This window comes from Streptomyces sp. NPDC029956, assembly GCF_055574655.1.
On record NZ_JBVHZJ010000074.1, the window covers coordinates 24,780 to 40,188 of the forward strand.

Annotated in this window: 14 protein-coding genes and 1 riboswitch; of the genes, 6 read left to right on the plus strand and 8 right to left on the minus strand. The window is 71.2% G+C overall.

Translation table 11 applies throughout. From position 1 onward, the window contains the following. Positions 1-96: 96 nt before the first annotated feature. The 5 genes from ACZ4XX_RS36175 to ACZ4XX_RS36195 all read right to left on the minus strand — a co-directional run bounded on the left by ACZ4XX_RS36175 (position 97) and on the right by ACZ4XX_RS36195 (position 5,908). Positions 97-1,860, minus strand: a complete 1,764-nt coding sequence (locus tag ACZ4XX_RS36175; protein ID WP_468512066.1) for an ABC transporter substrate-binding protein — start codon at positions 1,858-1,860, stop codon at positions 97-99. A 109-nt stretch (positions 1,861-1,969) separates the two neighbouring features. Beyond that, the gene (locus tag ACZ4XX_RS36180; RefSeq protein ID WP_468512067.1) at positions 1,970-2,992 is read right to left on the minus strand and encodes an ABC transporter permease; all 1,023 of its coding nucleotides are present in this window, start codon (positions 2,990-2,992) and stop codon (positions 1,970-1,972) included. Positions 2,993-3,355: 363 nt separating this feature from the next. Then, positions 3,356-4,147, minus strand: coding sequence for an enhanced serine sensitivity protein SseB C-terminal domain-containing protein (locus ACZ4XX_RS36185; protein ID WP_468512068.1), 792 nt, complete (start codon positions 4,145-4,147; stop codon positions 3,356-3,358). 141 nt (positions 4,148-4,288) lie between these two features. Beyond that, positions 4,289-5,029: an enhanced serine sensitivity protein SseB gene (locus ACZ4XX_RS36190; RefSeq protein WP_468512069.1), complete on the minus strand. Its 741-nt coding sequence runs from the start codon at positions 5,027-5,029 to the stop codon at positions 4,289-4,291. 216 nt (positions 5,030-5,245) lie between these two features. Further along, positions 5,246-5,908 carry an AAA family ATPase gene (locus ACZ4XX_RS36195; protein WP_468512070.1) on the minus strand — a complete coding sequence of 221 codons (663 nt, stop codon included), beginning with the start codon at positions 5,906-5,908 and terminating at the stop codon, positions 5,246-5,248. Between the two features lie 151 nt (positions 5,909-6,059). After that, positions 6,060-6,158: riboswitch (glycine riboswitch) on the plus strand. 173 nt (positions 6,159-6,331) lie between these two features. Between ACZ4XX_RS36195 and gcvT the strand changes: the two genes are divergently transcribed. The 4 genes from gcvT (at position 6,332) to ACZ4XX_RS36215 (ending at position 10,761) form a co-directional block, all read left to right on the plus strand. Next, the gene (gcvT, locus tag ACZ4XX_RS36200; RefSeq protein WP_468512071.1) at positions 6,332-7,456 is read left to right on the plus strand and encodes a glycine cleavage system aminomethyltransferase GcvT; all 1,125 of its coding nucleotides are present in this window, start codon (positions 6,332-6,334) and stop codon (positions 7,454-7,456) included. Between the two features lie 77 nt (positions 7,457-7,533). Further along, entirely contained in the window at positions 7,534-7,911 is a 378-nt protein-coding gene (gene gcvH / locus ACZ4XX_RS36205) for a glycine cleavage system protein GcvH (protein WP_468512072.1), read from the plus strand. A 24-nt stretch (positions 7,912-7,935) separates the two neighbouring features. Then, positions 7,936-9,204 carry a serine hydroxymethyltransferase gene (locus ACZ4XX_RS36210; RefSeq protein ID WP_266969508.1) on the plus strand — a complete coding sequence of 423 codons (1,269 nt, stop codon included), beginning with the start codon at positions 7,936-7,938 and terminating at the stop codon, positions 9,202-9,204. Between the two features lie 186 nt (positions 9,205-9,390). Beyond that, positions 9,391-10,761, plus strand: a complete 1,371-nt coding sequence (locus ACZ4XX_RS36215) for an L-serine ammonia-lyase (protein WP_468512073.1) — start codon at positions 9,391-9,393, stop codon at positions 10,759-10,761. Positions 10,762-10,823: 62 nt separating this feature from the next. Here the strand turns inward: ACZ4XX_RS36215 and ACZ4XX_RS36220 are convergent, their stop codons facing one another. Next, entirely contained in the window at positions 10,824-11,063 is a 240-nt protein-coding gene (locus ACZ4XX_RS36220; protein ID WP_468512074.1) for a hypothetical protein, read from the minus strand. 181 nt (positions 11,064-11,244) lie between these two features. Continuing rightward, complete coding sequence (locus tag ACZ4XX_RS36225; RefSeq protein ID WP_468512075.1) at positions 11,245-12,567, minus strand: FAD-dependent monooxygenase; 1,323 nt, start codon at positions 12,565-12,567, stop codon at positions 11,245-11,247. Positions 12,568-12,787: 220 nt separating this feature from the next. On the opposite strand from ACZ4XX_RS36225, the gene ACZ4XX_RS36230 reads away from it, so the two are divergent. Both ACZ4XX_RS36230 and ACZ4XX_RS36235 read left to right on the plus strand, forming a co-directional pair. Further along, positions 12,788-13,777, plus strand: coding sequence for an ABC transporter ATP-binding protein (locus tag ACZ4XX_RS36230; protein ID WP_073912630.1), 990 nt, complete (start codon positions 12,788-12,790; stop codon positions 13,775-13,777). Continuing rightward, positions 13,774-14,607 carry an ABC transporter permease gene (locus ACZ4XX_RS36235; protein WP_468512076.1) on the plus strand — a complete coding sequence of 278 codons (834 nt, stop codon included), beginning with the start codon at positions 13,774-13,776 and terminating at the stop codon, positions 14,605-14,607. The genes ACZ4XX_RS36230 and ACZ4XX_RS36235 overlap by 4 nt, the downstream gene beginning before the upstream one ends. 77 nt (positions 14,608-14,684) lie before the next feature. Here ACZ4XX_RS36235 and ACZ4XX_RS36240 read toward each other — a convergent pair whose 3' ends face one another. Further along, positions 14,685-15,266: a thiopeptide-type bacteriocin biosynthesis protein gene (locus ACZ4XX_RS36240; protein WP_468512077.1), complete on the minus strand. Its 582-nt coding sequence runs from the start codon at positions 15,264-15,266 to the stop codon at positions 14,685-14,687. Positions 15,267-15,409: the final 143 nt, after the last annotated feature.

The window sequence follows — 15,409 nt, forward strand, 5'->3', positions numbered from 1 at the left end:
CGGCCGGGGGACCCGATCGGGTCCCCCGGCCGCCGGGGCGGCCATCACCTGCCCTTCGGACTGGCGGCGGGTGGTGCGCCGGTGGAGCGGGTCGGATTACTTGACGACGCCGAGCGACGCGTAGTCGTAGCGGCCGTTGTAGGCGTCCGCCGTGTAGACGTTGGTCAGCCGGGAGCTGCGCCAGATGATGTTCTTCTCGTGGGTGAAGGGCAGGTACACCGCGGCGTCGGAGACCTTGGTGTTGATCTGCTTGTAGAGCTCGCCGGCCTTCGCCGGGTCGGTCTCCTTCAGCGCCTGGTCGAACAGTCCGTTGACGGACTTGTCGTTCAGCTCGGAGAAGTTGTTGTTGCCGCTCTGGAGGATGAAGCGGCCGTCGACCAGCGGCTGGAGGAAGCCCTGGCCCGACGGGAAGTCGGCGCCCCAGCCCATGATGATGATGCCGTAGCCCTTGTCCTTGACGACCTTCGGCGAACCGATGATGCCGGAGGTCTGGGCGCCGTCGAACATGTCGATCTGGGCGTCGATGCCGACGGCCTTCAGCGACTGCTGGAGGGACTCGGCGGTCGCGATCTCGATCTTCTTGTTGTTGCGGACCGCGATCGTGGTCTTGAAGCCGTTCGGCTTACCGCACTTCTTCAGGGATTCCTTGGCCTTGGCCAGGTCCGCGGCACCCCCGAGCTTGCCGTACGGGTCGGCCTTCGGGTCGGCACCCTTGATCGCCGGCGGCAGCATGTTGGAGGCGATGTCGCCACCGGCCTGCGGGCCGCCACGGGCGGTCTGCAGCGACTTGGAGTCGGCCGCGTAGATGATGGCCTTGCGGCAGTCGATGTTGGGGATGACCGTCTGCGGGAAGACCGCGTAACGGATGAAGCCCGTCTGCGGGTTGTCGACGTTGCCCTTGTGCTGCTGGAGCACCTTCTGGCGGGCGGAGGCGCCGACACCGGTCGCGTTGATGTCGAGGTCGTACTCGCCCTCGACCAGGCGGTTGTCCATGTCGTCGGCGTTCGTGGTGAACGTGACGCTGACCTTGTCCGGAAGGGCCTTGCGGACGGTGTCCGTCTTGGCGTCCCACTTGTCGTTGCGGACGAGCTTGATGGACTTGTTCGGCGTGTACGACTCCCACTTGTACGGGCCGGAGGAGAAGGGCTTCAGGCCGTACTTGGCCTTGGTGTCCTTGTCCTGGCGGACCGGGGAGGCGGCGGGCATGGCCAGCATCTGCAGGAAGTCACCGTTGGCGACCGGCAGCTTGAAGATGATGGTCTTGTCGTCCGGGGTCTCGATCGCCTTCAGGCCGAGCTTGTCCGCGGAGGTGTCCTTGTAGGGACCCTTGTACTCGCCCTTGGGGTCGAGGACCTGCTGGAGGTAGATCGGGCCGCCGGAGATGACGTCCTGGGCCCAGATGCGCTCGATGCCGTACTTGATGTCCTTGGAGGTGATCGGCTTGCCGTCCTCCCAGGTCACCCCGTCCTTCAGCGTGAAGGTGTAGGTGAGGCCGTCGGCCGAGACCTTGCCGGCGTCGGTGGCGAGGTCCGGGACGAGCTCGGTGGAGGCGGCGCCCGGCTCGGCCTTGAAGGTGACCAGCTGACGCGTGTAGTAGCGCGCGAAGTCCCACACGAAGCCGTAGTAGCCGCGCTGCGGGTCCCACGAGTCGGCCTCCTGCGAGCCGATGAACTTGAGCTCGCCGCCCTTCTTGTCGGACGCGTTGGCGACCTTGTTCACACCGGCGTTGAAGCCGGGCGCACCGCCCTTGCCCTTGTCGCCGCTGTCACCGGTGCCACCACCACAGGCGGTGGTGACGACCATCGTGGCCGCCGCGAGCAGCGCGCCCGCGGCGATTCTGCGCTGAGAGCTCTTCAGCATGGGTCCAGCAACCTCCGGGATAGTGGCGGCCTTACGGCGGTCCGCCGAATTGGGGTGGGCCTCCTGTCGCCAGCGGCAGGGGCGGGTCGTGCGGGTCGTCTGCGGACGGTCAGCGGGAGCCCTTCGGGTCGAGCGCGTCACGCACGCCGTCGCCGAAGAGGTTGAACGCCAGGACGGTGATGAAGATCGCGAGGCCGGGGATCACCATGAACAGCGGGTCCGACTCGTAGGTGGTGATGGCCGTCGACAGCATCTGTCCCCAGGAGGCCGTGGGCGGCTTCACACCCGCGCCGAGGAAGCTGAGCGCCGCTTCGGTGAGGATGTTGGTGGGGATCATGAGGGTCGCGTAGACCGTGATGGGGGCGATCAGGTTCGGCAGCAGCTCGCGGCGCAGGATGTAGAGGCGGCCGGCGCCGAGGCTCTGGGCGGCCTCGACGTACTCGCGGTTGCGCAGCGAGAGGGTCTGACCGCGGACGATGCGGCCCACGTACGGCCAGCCGAAGAAGCCGATGACGACGACCAGGGCGGCGATGCGGACGCCGGAGCCGTCGAGGCCGAGGAGTTCGTTCGGCAGGACGGAGACCAGGGCGATCGTGAAGAGCAGCTGCGGGAACGCGAGCATCACGTCCATGACCCGGCTGAGGGCCGCGTCGATCCAGCCGCCGAAGTAGCCGGCGATGATGCCGAGGATCGTACCGAGGACGACGGCGAAGACCGCCGCGAGGAAGGCGACGAGCAGCGAGATCCGGGCGCCGTAGACGATGCGGCTGAAGACGTCGCGGCCGTTGACGGGCTCGACCCCGAAGAGGAAGTCGGAACTGACACCGCCCCAGGATCCGATCGGGGTGCCGAACAGCGGGTCGATCTGGTCCTCGTGGAACTCCTCCGGCGGGTGGCCCAGGAGGCTCACGATGACCGGCGCGAAGATCGCGACGAGGACGAGGAAGACGACGACGAAGGCGCCGGCGAGGGCCAGTTTGTCGCGCTTGAGGCGGGTCCAGGCGATCTGCCAGGGCGAGCGGCCCTCGATCGTCCTGGCGGGGGCGCCGCCAGGAGTGCCGGGGGCGTCGGGCGCGCCATCGACGGTGGCGGTCGCCTCGCCCGCACTCTTCTCGTGCAGTGGTGCCGTCATCGTGGTGAGGACCCCTCTCGGCCGCCGGTAGCCGGCCCTTGCCCGCCGCGGGTAGCGGCTCGGTGGAACAACCTGCTGGGCACCTGCTCGAAAGGAGCCGAACGCCCGGTGTTCCGGGGAGTCTTCAATGCGCTTGTGATCACCCGCCAGCCCTGACGAGGAATGTTTGCTCAAACGTGATGCGGTGCTGCGACTTCCGTTATCCGGACGTCGCGATCACGTGAGCGGACCATCTCGGGTCCTCTTCCCCCCAATCGGACATGTCCCCTCAACTAGGCGTTCGAGCTCCTCAATTGGGGCGAACGAAAGCCTCCGGAGCGGACTCCGGAGGCTGGTGGGGCGGGACGCGAGTGGGGGTACGTCTCAGTATCCGGACGGCGCCGGCGGCGGGTATCCGTAGCCCGGAACGGGTGCGGAGCCGCGGCCGGCGTGCGCCTCGCGGTCGTAGAACGGGCGGCCGTTCGCCCGCAGCCAGAGGGCCACCGGGTCGTACGCGTCGGAGAGGGCGACCGTCGAGACGGGCAGCCCGTCGGGTACGGCTCCGATGGACTGGCGCATCATCGCCCGGACCGTGTCGACGGCCGTCGGCGAGGTGTCGTACAGGTCGAGACCGATCGCGAGGTACGGGGAGCCGAGCGCGGGCTGGACCCAGCCGCGGCGCAGTGCCCGGACGGCCGGGGTGCGGTGCGCGTTCTGCGTGAGGAGCGCGTAGAACTGCGGGATCTCCAGGGTGGGCTCGGTGACCCGGAGCGGCCCTGCGGGCATCCGGTCGAGTCCGGTGGCGATCCGGCGCAGGTCGGCCCAGGGGATGCCGACACCGCCGCCGGGGGCGTGCGGATTCAGCCAGACGCCCCAGCGGTCGGGGTAGAGGGCGCGGGCGATCTCCCGGCCGGTGACGAGTTCGTGGGCGCGGTGCCAGCCCGAGGCGGCGAGTTCCTGGGCGGAGGTGACGCAGGGCGCGTAGCCGAAGCCGTCGACCTCCATGTTCCCGTACTGGGCGTCGGACGAGCCGGGCGAGCCGTGCCAGAGCAGCATCCAGAGCTCGCCGTCGGCGAGGGCGTGCAGCAACTGCTCGTACGCGTCGTAGCGTCCGGGTGCCACCTGGCGCAGCATGTGCTCGACCTGTCCGGTCGCAGCGGTGCCTGACGCGCTCACCCTGGGTCCCGCCCCTCTTTCGTCACCACGTCTGTTCCGACGTCCGTCCTACGACGTCCGTCCTACGACGTCCGTCCTGACGGCGTCTGTCCTGACGACGTCGTCCTGCTGTCGAGAAGTTCAGCTTAAACAGGCCGTCCGTCACACGGCGGCGCGCTGGTAGAAGGGGCGCACCCGCTCCAGCATCCAGTCGCCGACCGGGTCCTGTGCCATGTCGAGCAGGATGAGGTTGACCGGCCAGGCGCATTCGACGCGGCCGAGGGCACGGCCGAGGGCGTCCAGCGGCGCGTTGCGGTCGACGCCGTCCCAGGCGACGAGCTGGACGCCGATGAAGAGGGCGGGTTCGGTGCCCTCGACGCTGGCGAGCGCCCGGCGGGCGGTGGTGACGACGCCGGTGGCCTCGAACTCGGCGGACGCGGCGGCGAGGAAGTCGACGGGGTCGTCCTGCCAGTCGGGCTCGAAGAGCCGGACGCGGCCGCCGGTGGCGGGCCCGTCGAGCGGGGTGCGGCCGACACGGCAGAGCTCGGCGACGGCCGGCGGGGGCAGCGGCACGCCGACGACGCCGCCCGGGTTCACGGCGATGCCGAGCTGCGGGGGCAGGCCGCGGGCGAAGTCACGGGCCGGGGCGACGGTGAACGACATGTGGCTGCCGACGCAGGCGAGGAACTGCTCCTCGGAGCTGAAGACGGGGACGTACGCCGCGCCGTCGATCTCCATGGTGGCGAGGTCCAGGTTCGCGCTGTCGGGTCCGCCGCCGTTGGGCAGGGGCACCCAGATCGGGCTGCGGCCGAGGACCTCGACCAGGCGGGCGCCCGCCGAGGGGTTGCCGAGGGAGGCGGCAAGAACCTCTTCCAGCTCGTTGCCCGGCCACGTCACGTCCACGGTCCCGTTTCCCCTTCTCGCACGGCCTGCCGTACCGGCCGCCCCGGCAGCACCCTAACGCCGCCCCGGCGCCGCCGTGGCCAAAAGAAGGGGTACGGGCACTCCTGGACAGGGGCGTACGTCACAGCGGCCCGCGTCGGCGCCGACCGGCGTACGTCACAGCGGCCCGCGTCGGCGCCGACCGGCGTACGTCGCGGGCGTCCGCCTCGGGCCGCCTCACGTCGCCTGGCGGAAGCCGATCTTCCGCAGGGTGTCCGCCGCGTCCCGGTCGAGCAGGGTCGCGGAGGCGCAGCCGTGCGGCAGCCGGCCGGACTCCGCCGCCCGGACCAGCCGGGCGACGGCCCGCCGGTGCCGGGCGAAGGCGTACGACGACACGCCCCGGCCGCGGGCCCGCTGGCCCTCACGGGCGGTCCCCGGGTCGACGTCGAGCAGGACCAGGTGGAGGGACCGTCCGCGGCGGCGGGCCTCCCGGGCGAGCCAGCCCCGCACCCAGGACTGGGTGCCGCAGTCGTGGACGATCACTCCGGCGCCGGATCTCAGGGTGCGGCGCAGCCCCGCGTAGTGCGCGATCCGCACCAGCGGGCGGTAGACGGCGTACGGCAGGAGACGGGGCATCCGGGCCTCCCAGCGCTCCCGGGTGTCCTGCGAGTCGATGCCGGCGCCCTCGGCGGCGCGCCGCATGAGGGTGGACTTGCCGCTGCCGGGCAGCCCGGAGACGACCACCAGGTCCCCGGCGGCGAAGGTGAGGGCGCGGGGGCCGCGGCCGCCGCGCTCGCGCAGGTCCCGCAGGAGCCGCCCGCGGCCACGGGTCCGGGCACGGGCTCGCTGGGACGGTATGCCGGTACTCGGCGCGTAAGCGCCGGTGTGCTGGAACCTCATCGCTTCTCCCCCTGCCGGGCCTGGGAAGACCCTTGCCCACAAAGTGTAAAGAAGCGGTAATGGGACACAAGCGATGTGCCCCGCCGACCTCGCGTGCAATGATGTGCGCGCCAGGCGCGCACAGTCGCCACACAATCGCATACCGGCCGCTCGAATCCGCGCGGGAGAGTTCCGGACGCCAGGCGTGTCCGGACGCCGAAGGAGCAAGACCCTCCCTTGAATCTCTCAGGCCCCGTACCGCGTGGATGAGGCAGATCTGAAAAGCGGGACACCTGCCGTGTCCCCACCCAAGGTGCAAACCGATCTCTCGGCGACGAGATGCTCTCGGTGAACCTCTCAGGTTCCATGACAGATGGGGAGGACGTCCTCGCCCGTCATGTGTTTTCGTCACCGATCACGCCCTTGGGACCCGGGAGCCACCCCATGAGCACTGCCCCCCGTCTGACCGCCCTCGATGCCCTGCATCGTTCGCTGGGCGCGACCATGACCGACTTCGCCGGCTGGGACATGCCGCTCCGGTACGGCAGCGAGCGGGACGAGCACATCGCCGTCCGCACCAAGGCGGGTCTCTTCGACCTCTCCCACATGGGTGAGATCACCGTCACCGGCCCGCAGGCGGTCGAGCTCCTCGACCACGCCCTGGTCGGCAACATCTCCACGGTGGGCGTCGGCCGTGCCCGCTACACGATGATCTGCCAGGAGGACGGCGGCATCCTCGACGACCTGATCGTCTACCGCCTCGGCGAGACGGAGTACATGGTCGTCGCCAACGCCTCCAACGCGCAGATCGTCCTGGACGCGCTGACCGGGCGCGCCGCCGGCTTCGACGCCGAGGTGCGGGACGACCGTGACGCGTACGCCCTGATCGCGGTCCAGGGCCCGGAGTCCCCCGGCATCCTGAAGGCGATCACCGACGCCGACCTGGACGGGCTGAAGTACTACGCCGGCCTGCCCGGCACGGTCGCCGGTGTGCCCGCGCTGATCGCCCGTACCGGCTACACCGGCGAGGACGGCTTCGAGCTGTTCCTGAAGCCCGAGCACGCCGAGGGCGTCTGGAAGGCGCTGACCGAGGCCGGCGCGCCGGTCGGTCTGATCCCCTGCGGCCTGTCCTGCCGCGACACGCTCCGCCTGGAGGCGGGCATGCCGCTGTACGGCCACGAGCTGACCACCGCGCTGACCCCCTTCGACGCGGGCCTGGGCCGGGTCGTGAAGTTCGAGAAGACGACCGACGACGGCCGTTTCGTCGGCCGTGAGGCGCTCGAGAAGGCCGCCGAGCGCGCCGAGACCGCCCCGCCGCGCAAGCTGGTGGGTCTGGTCGCCGAGGGCCGTCGGGTCCCGCGTGCCGGCTTCTCCGTCGTCAAGGACGGCGTGGTGATCGGCGAGGTCACCTCCGGCGCCCCGTCCCCGACCCTCGGAAAGCCGATCGCCATGGCGTACGTGGACGCGGCGCACGCCGAGCCCGGCACCCAGGGTGTAGGTGTGGACATCCGCGGCACCCACGAGCCGTACGAGGTCGTCGCGCTGCCGTTCTACAAGCGCCAGAAGTGACGTATCCGTCTCACCTCGCGTCTCACCCCGCAAGACCCACGTTCATCAGCACTCCCTCGATCCAGGAGAATCAGGTCATGAGCAACCCCCAGCAGCTGCGCTACACCAAGGAGCACGAGTGGCTGTCGGCCGTCGAGGACGGTGTCGCGACGGTCGGCATCACGGAGTTCGCGGCCAACGCGCTCGGTGACGTCGTCTACGCCCAGCTCCCGGCTGTCGGCGACTCGGTGACCGCGGGCGAGTCCTGCGGCGAGCTGGAGTCCACCAAGTCGGTCAGCGACCTGTACGCCCCGGTGACGGGCGAGATCGTCGCGGCCAACCAGGACGTCGTGGACGACCCGTCCCTCGTGAACACCGCTCCGTTCGAGGGTGGCTGGCTGTTCAAGGTACGGCTCACGGGCGAGCCTGAGGACCTGCTCACCGCCGACGAGTACGCCGCCTTCACCGCCGGCTAAACCGAGACCCCTAGGGATCGATTCATGTCGCTTCTGAACACTCCCCTCCACGAGCTGGACCCGGACGTCGCCGCCGCCGTCGACGCCGAGCTCCGCCGTCAGCAGTCCACCCTCGAGATGATCGCCTCGGAGAACTTCGCTCCGGTCGCCGTCATGGAGGCGCAGGGCTCCGTCCTCACCAACAAGTACGCCGAGGGCTACCCGGGCCGCCGCTACTACGGTGGCTGCGAGCACGTCGACGTGGCCGAGCAGATCGCGATCGACCGGATCAAGGACCTGTTCGGCGCCGAGTACGCCAACGTCCAGCCTCACTCCGGTGCCTCCGCGAACCAGGCCGCCCTCTTCGCGATCGCCCAGCCCGGCGACACGATCCTGGGTCTGGACCTGGCGCACGGCGGTCACCTCACCCACGGCATGCGCCTGAACTTCTCCGGCAAGCAGTTCAACGTGGTCGCCTACCACGTGGACGAGGCCGGTCTGGTCGACATGGCCGAGGTCGAGCGCCTCGCCAAGGAGCACCGCCCCAAGGTGATCATCGCGGGCTGGTCCGCCTACCCGCGCCAGCTGGACTTCGCCGAGTTCCGCCGGATCGCGGACGAGGTCGAGGCCTACCTGTGGGTCGACATGGCCCACTTCGCGGGTCTGGTCGCGGCCGGTCTGCACCCGAACCCGGTCGAGTACGCGGACGTGGTGACCTCCACCACGCACAAGACGCTCGGCGGCCCCCGCGGCGGCATCATCCTGGCGAAGAAGGAGTTCGCGAAGAAGCTGAACTCCTCGGTCTTCCCCGGTTTCCAGGGCGGCCCGCTGGAGCACGTGATCGCGGCCAAGGCCGTCTCCTTCAAGGTCGCGGCCTCGGAGGAGTTCAAGGAGCGCCAGCAGCGCACCCTGGACGGCGCCCGCATCATCGCCGAGCGCCTGGTCCAGGACGACGTCACCGCCCACGGTGTCTCCGTCCTGTCCGGCGGTACGGACGTCCACCTGCTCCTCGTCGACCTGCGCGACAGCGAGCTGGACGGCCAGCAGGCCGAGGACCGGCTCCACGAGGTCGGCATCACGGTCAACCGGAACGCCGTTCCGAACGACCCGCGCCCGCCGATGGTCACCTCGGGTCTGCGCATCGGTACGCCGGCGCTCGCGACCCGCGGTTTCCAGGCCGACGACTTCACCGAGGTCGGCGACATCATCGCGGAGACCCTGAAGCCCGGCTTCGACGCCGACAAGGCCGCGTCGCTGAAGGCCCGGGTGACGGCGCTCGCCGACAAGCACCCGCTGTACCCCGGTCTGAAGTAATTTCGTACGCTTTTGTTCCGCGGCCGGTCTGCGACCGTTCGTCCGGAACCTTCGGGGCACCGCGCACACTGGACAGTGAGCGCGGTGCCCCACCCCATGTCCTCGCTCCGTACCGCACGTCCTTCTTCGCGCTTTTCTGCTCCACCCCGGCAGACAACGGCGTCTAGCCCCCACAAGGAGTCCTCCGTGGCCATCTCGGTCTTCGACCTGTTCTCGATCGGCATCGGCCCGTCGAGCTCCCACACGGTGGGCCCGATGCGCGCGGCCCGGATGTTCGCCCGCCGCCTGAAGAACGAGGGCCTGCTCGCCCACACCGCGCACGTCCGGGCGGAGCTGTACGGCTCCCTCGGCGCGACCGGCCACGGCCACGGCACCCCGAAGGCCGTCCTGCTGGGCCTGGAGGGCAGCTCGCCGCGCACGGTGAACGTGGAGACCGCCGACGACGAGGTCGAGCGGATCAAGTCGAGCGGCCGGATCAACCTGCTCGGCGCGCACGAGATCCCCTTCGACTTCGACGCCGACCTGGTCCTGCACCGGCGCAAGGCCCTGCCGTACCACGCCAACGGGATGACGATCTTCGCGTACGACGCGGAGGGCGGCCTGGTCCTGGAGAAGACGTACTACTCGGTCGGCGGCGGCTTCGTCGTCGACGAGGACGCCGTCCAGGGCGAGAACCCGATCGTCCCCGACGACACCGTCCTGAAGTACCCCTTCCGCACCGGCGACGAGCTGCTCCGCCTCGCGAAGGAGACCGGTCTGTCGATCTCCGCGCTGATGCTGGAGAACGAGAAGGCCTGGCGCACCGAGGACGAGATCCGTGCGGGCCTCCTGGAGATCTGGCGGGTCATGCAGTCCTGCGTCTCGCGCGGCATGGCCCGCGAGGGCATCCTGCCCGGCGGCCTGAAGGTCCGCCGGCGCGCCGCGAACCTGGCCCGCAAGCTGCGGTCCGAGGGCGACCCGAAGATGCACGCCATGGAGTGGATCACCCTCTACGCGATGGCCGTGAACGAGGAGAACGCGGCGGGCGGCCGGGTGGTCACCGCCCCGACGAACGGCGCGGCCGGCATCATCCCCGCCGTTCTGCACTACTACACGAACTTCGTGCCCGGCGCCGACGACGAGGGCATCGTCCGCTTCATGCTGGCGGCCGGCGCGGTCGGCATGCTCTTCAAGGAGAACGCCTCGATCTCCGGCGCCGAGGTCGGCTGCCAGGGCGAGGTCGGCTCGGCCTGCTCGATGGCGGCGGGCGCCCTCGCCGAGGTCCTGGGCGGCTCCCCGGAGCAGGTGGAGAACGCGGCCGAGATCGGCATGGAGCACAACCTGGGCCTGACCTGCGACCCGGTCGGCGGCCTGGTCCAGATCCCGTGCATCGAGCGCAACGGCATGGCGGCGGTCAAGGCCGTCACGGCGGCGAAGATGTCGATGCGCGGCGACGGCAGCCACCTGGTCTCCCTCGACAAGGTCATCAAGACCATGAAGGAGACCGGCGCGGACATGAGCGTGAAGTACAAGGAGACCGCGCGCGGCGGTCTCGCGGTGAACATCATCGAGTGCTGAATCGGTTGTTCACCTGACGGTCCCCGGGCCGGGCGGCCGCCGCCGCCCGGGCCGGGGCCGGGTCAGTAGCGCACCCAGAGCACGTGGACGTTCGGGTGCGTCGGGCCGAAGGGCTCGCAGAGGAACAGCGCGCCCCAGAGAGGCCGGCCCGCCACGCCGGCCGCCTGGCACTCGGCGTACGAGGCGTGGTGGCTGCGGGCGTAGAAGCCGGGGCCCGCGGCCTCGGCGGAGCCGGCGGTGCCGAGCGCGAGGGCTCCGGCCGTGGCCGCGGTGGCGAGTGCGGCTGCGATGCGACGGTACATGGCATGTCCTCCTGGAAACGCCGGGATGCCCTGGCGGAGTGCGTGACGATGCGATGTGGAGCGTTGCGGTGCGATGCGGTGCGGAACGTGCCGGCTGCGCAGCCGGGACGAACGTACCGTCGCGAGCAGGGTCGCACAATAGGTCCAGACCAATGCGCGGGGCTTGTCGCCCCGACCGCCGTCACGCCGGGGTCGGCACCACGCTCCTGCCCGTCTCGTGGGCGTACAGCATCGCCCGGTCGCGGAGGGCGGCGTGGACGGCCATGCGGGCGTCGCGACGGCGCTGGGCCGGGCCGTCGGGCAGGTGCAGGATGCCGGCGTTGCCGCGCGAGCCGCGCTGGATCTCCGCCGTGCGGGGAATCCGGAGCGACTGGTAGCGGTCGAGCCGGGCCGCGGTCGTCGACGGCGCCGGGTCGGCCAGACAGGCCGCCAGGTCCATCGCGTCCTCGACCGCCTGGTTCGCGCCCTGCGCCATGAACGGCAGCATCGGGTGGGCCGCGTCGCCGAGCAGGGTCAGCCGGGGCGAGGACCAGACGTCCAGCGGCGGCCGGTCGTGCAGCGCCCACTGGAGGGTCGTCTCCACGGCGCCCACGACGTCCGCGACCAGACCGGTCCAGCCGCCGAACACCCGGCGCAGTGCCTCCGGGTCGCCCGGGACCGACCAGGACTCGCCCGGGGACTGCGCCATCGGCACCGTCGCCGCGAAGCTCAGGTACTCCCCCGCCGCGACCGGGTAGCACACGAAGTGCCCGCCCGGGCCGAGCCAGAGGCGCACCAGAGACGCGCGGGCCGCGTCCGGGAGCCGGTCCATGGGCACCAGACCCCGGTAGATGCCGAGCCCCGAGAACTCGGGCTCGTCGCGCCGGAACGCCTCACGGACCGTGGAGTGGATGCCGTCGGCGCCCACCACCAGCTCCGCCCCGCGGACGGTCCCGTCCTCGAAGCTCAGCCGGACGCCGTCACCCGACGCCTCCGTCTCCCGCGCCTCGCTGAGGCGTTCGCCCAGCTTGAGGCTGCCCTCGTCGACGAGGGTGAGGAGCGCGTCGTGGAGATGCGCCCGGTGCACCGTGTAGTACGGGGCCCCGAACATCCGCTCGCACTCCGCGCCGAGGGGTGTCCGGGCGATCGGCCGCCCGCTCCACCCCCGTACCTCCATGGCCTCGATCGCCACCGCCCGCTCGCGCAGGGCCGGGCCGAGGCCGAGCCGCAGCAGCGGCCTGACCGCGTTGGGCGAGAGCTGGACTCCCGCCCCCACCTCCGCGAGCCGCCGCGTCTGTTCGTACACCGTGTACGAGACACCCATGGAGGAGAGCGCGCCGGCCAGCGTCAGTCCGCCGATGCCGGCACCGACCACCGAGACGTGCGGCCGCTCCTCCGCTCCCCACTCGTCCAGATCCCCGAACCGCACCTTTGAGACCGCCTTCCGCGTCGCTGCTGTGTCGGCACCGTCGGCGTCGCCGGCCGCGGTCTCCCGCAGCCCGGCCGTCCGCCGCACCCCGAGCATGGGTCGCCCACCGGCCCCCGGCAACGCGGGTCACGCCCCCCTCTGACAACTGTCGCGGCTTCCATGACGTCCGTCACCGCCGCCCCCACGGGCCCGGCCCGGCCCGCCGGCCCGCACCTAACGTCGAGGCTGCGCCCCGGAGTCCGTCTGCGGGCGACGACCCCACGACGTCCCACCACCACGCCGGGAGGCACACAGTGACACGAGCCGAGGGACCGCGGTGACCGCCGCGGTGGCCGTGGAAGGCCTGCAGAAGCGGTACGGCGACCACGAGGCCGTGCGCGGCGTCGACTTCAGCGTCGCGGAGGGCGAGATCTTCGCCCTGCTCGGGCCGAACGGCGCGGGCAAGACCACCACCCTGGAGATCCTGGAGGGCTTCCGGGAGCGCGACGGCGGGCGGGTCGAGGTCCTCGGCCGCGACCCCGGCGTCAAGGCCGACGGCCACTGGCTGCGCGGCCAGGTCGGCCTCGTCCTCCAGGACATCGCCGTGGAGCCCTATCTGTCGGTACGGGAGACCGTGGCCCGCAACGCCGGCTACTACCCGGACCCGCGGAACGTCGACGAACTGCTCGACCTCGTCGGCCTGAACGAGAAGAAGGGCGCCAAGGTCAAGGACCTGTCCGGCGGCCAGAAGCGTCGGCTCGACCTGGCGCTCGGCGTCGTCGGCCGACCCAAGCTGCTGTTCCTGGACGAGCCGACCACCGGCTTCGACCCGAACGCCCGCCGCGGCGCCTGGGACGTCGTGCGCAATCTGCGCGACGACGGCACCACCATCGTCCTCACCACCCACTACATGGACGAGGCGCAGGCGCTGGCCGACTCGGTCGTGGTCATCGCCGAGGGCCGGATCGTCGCCTCGGGCACCCCGGACACCCTCGGCGGCCGCGACAGCGCCCAGACCCGGATCCGCTTCGCCCTGCCGACGGGCGCCGCGCTCGCCGACGTACCGCTGCCGGTGAGCGATGTGGAGGACGGCCTGGTGACGGCCGAGACGACCGAGCCGACGGCCGCGCTGCACCGGCTGACCGGCTGGGCGCTGGACCGGGGCACGCCGCTCGACCGGCTGACGGTCGAGCAGCCCACGCTCGAGGACGTCTACCTGAGCCTGACCAGCGAGTACGTACAGCAGGAAGCCTCCTCGCCGTCGTCCGCGCGGGAGCGCAAGGCGCCCGCAGGACGAGGCCGCCGACCCGGACGGAGCCGCTCATGACCACCCTGATCCCCCCGAGCACCGAGACGACCGCCCCGGCGGCCTCGGCGACCCGCGCGGGCGACCCGCGCGCGCGGAACCCGCTGGCCCTCCTCGGCCATCAGATCCGTTACGAGCAGCTGTCGTTCTGGCGCAACCCGCAGTCGATGGTCTTCACCTTCGTGCTGCCGATCGTCATCATCGGCATCTTCGGCGCCGTGTTCAGCGGCAGCGAGGGCCAGGACTTCTTCTTCGGTCTGACCGGCATGCAGTACTACACGCCGGTGATCGCGGCGGTGTCCGTACTCGGCGCCTGCTACGGCCAGTTGGCGATCGTGCTCGCGATGCGCCGGCAGACCGGGGTCCTCAAGCGGCTGCACGCCACGCCGCTGCCGGCCTGGGTCTACTTCGCCGGTCTGCTCGTGCACTGCGTCGTCGTCAGCATCGTCGACGTGGCGCTCGTCTTCGGCATCGGCGCGCTCTACGGCGTCGATCTGCCCACCCACTGGGGCGCGGTCCTGCTGACGCTCGTCCTGGGCGCGGCGAGCTTCTGCGCGCTCGGTGTCGGCGTGGCCTCGCTGATCAAGAACTCGGAGGCGGCCCCGGCCGTCGTGCAGTTCATCCAGTTCCCGCTGGTCTTCATCTCGGGCAGCTACTTCCCGATCCACGCGGAGCTCCTCAACACCATCGCGGGCCTGCTGCCCGTGAAGCCGTTCAACGACGCCATGCTGGCGCTCTTCACCCAGGACGCCGGCTTCCAGTGGCGTGACCTGGCGGTCCTCGCCGCCTGGGGAGTCATCGGCGCCCTGATCGCCGTCCGCAGCTTCCGCTGGGACCCTCGCCCCGAGTAGCAGCCGGGTGCGCACCACGAAAAGGCCCGACCGGGAAACCGGCCGGGCCTTTCGCGATCCCCGTGGGGGGGCTGTGGTCAGACGTTCCGCGGTGCGGGGGCGCTCTCGGGTACGAGGGTGTTCTCGGGTACGGGGAAGGCGTGGGCCAGGACCGCGTACGTGCGCAGCTCCTCCAGGAGGCTCAGGCCGAGCCGGTTGTGGAGCATGTGCGCGTGCGAGAAGAGGACCATGCCGGGGTGGGCCGGCGACTGCTCCCGGATCTCGTCCGCGTGGGCGGCGATCCGGGCGTGCCAGCCGGCGAAGGGGCCGTGGGAGCCGGGGTCGAGGGTCACCGCTCCCTCGACCCGGGTGATCGTGTCGAGGAGTGCGGCCGGGTGGCCCGCCTCGGCGGCCCAGGCGCGCCAGGCCCCGAGACCGTGGGCGTAGTAGTACGCGCGTTCCGCCGGGTCCCCGAGGGCTGCGGCGACCGCGACGGTGCCGCGCAGGGCCAGCACGGCCCGCTGCCGCTCGCTGCCCACCTTGGGCAGGGCGGCGAGGACGAGGGCGCTGGACAGGGTGAAGAGGGACTCGGCGGCGGGCATGAGCGCCGGGCCGCCGTAGCGGTCGGACTCCGGCTCGTAGACGGCCGGGTGGACGCCGGGGGGCAGCAGGGCCTTCACGGAGGTGTTCTCGCCGGTCTCGCCGGCGGCGGCGGGGGGGGGGGGGGGCGGGGGGGGGGGGGGGGGGGGGAGGGTGGCCCCTTGCCGTGGGGGGGGGGAATGGAGAGGGGGAGGGGTTGGAGGGGAGGGGTTCCCACCCTCAC

Excerpts from the sequence above, each read along its gene's own strand:
- ACZ4XX_RS36225 (WP_468512075.1), bottom strand. The coding sequence starts at position 12,567 with ATGCTCGGGGTGCGGCGGACGGCCGGGCTGCGGGAGACCGCGGCCGGC.
- ACZ4XX_RS36210 (WP_266969508.1), top strand. The coding sequence starts at position 7,936 with ATGTCGCTTCTGAACACTCCCCTCCACGAGCTGGACCCGGACGTCGCC.
- ACZ4XX_RS36195 (WP_468512070.1), bottom strand. The coding sequence starts at position 5,908 with ATGAGGTTCCAGCACACCGGCGCTTACGCGCCGAGTACCGGCATACCG.
- gcvH (WP_468512072.1), top strand. The coding sequence starts at position 7,534 with ATGAGCAACCCCCAGCAGCTGCGCTACACCAAGGAGCACGAGTGGCTG.
- ACZ4XX_RS36175 (WP_468512066.1), bottom strand. The coding sequence starts at position 1,860 with ATGCTGAAGAGCTCTCAGCGCAGAATCGCCGCGGGCGCGCTGCTCGCG.
- gcvT (WP_468512071.1), top strand. The coding sequence starts at position 6,332 with ATGAGCACTGCCCCCCGTCTGACCGCCCTCGATGCCCTGCATCGTTCG.
- ACZ4XX_RS36220 (WP_468512074.1), bottom strand. The coding sequence starts at position 11,063 with ATGTACCGTCGCATCGCAGCCGCACTCGCCACCGCGGCCACGGCCGGA.
- ACZ4XX_RS36235 (WP_468512076.1), top strand. The coding sequence starts at position 13,774 with ATGACCACCCTGATCCCCCCGAGCACCGAGACGACCGCCCCGGCGGCC.
- ACZ4XX_RS36180 (WP_468512067.1), bottom strand. The coding sequence starts at position 2,992 with ATGACGGCACCACTGCACGAGAAGAGTGCGGGCGAGGCGACCGCCACC.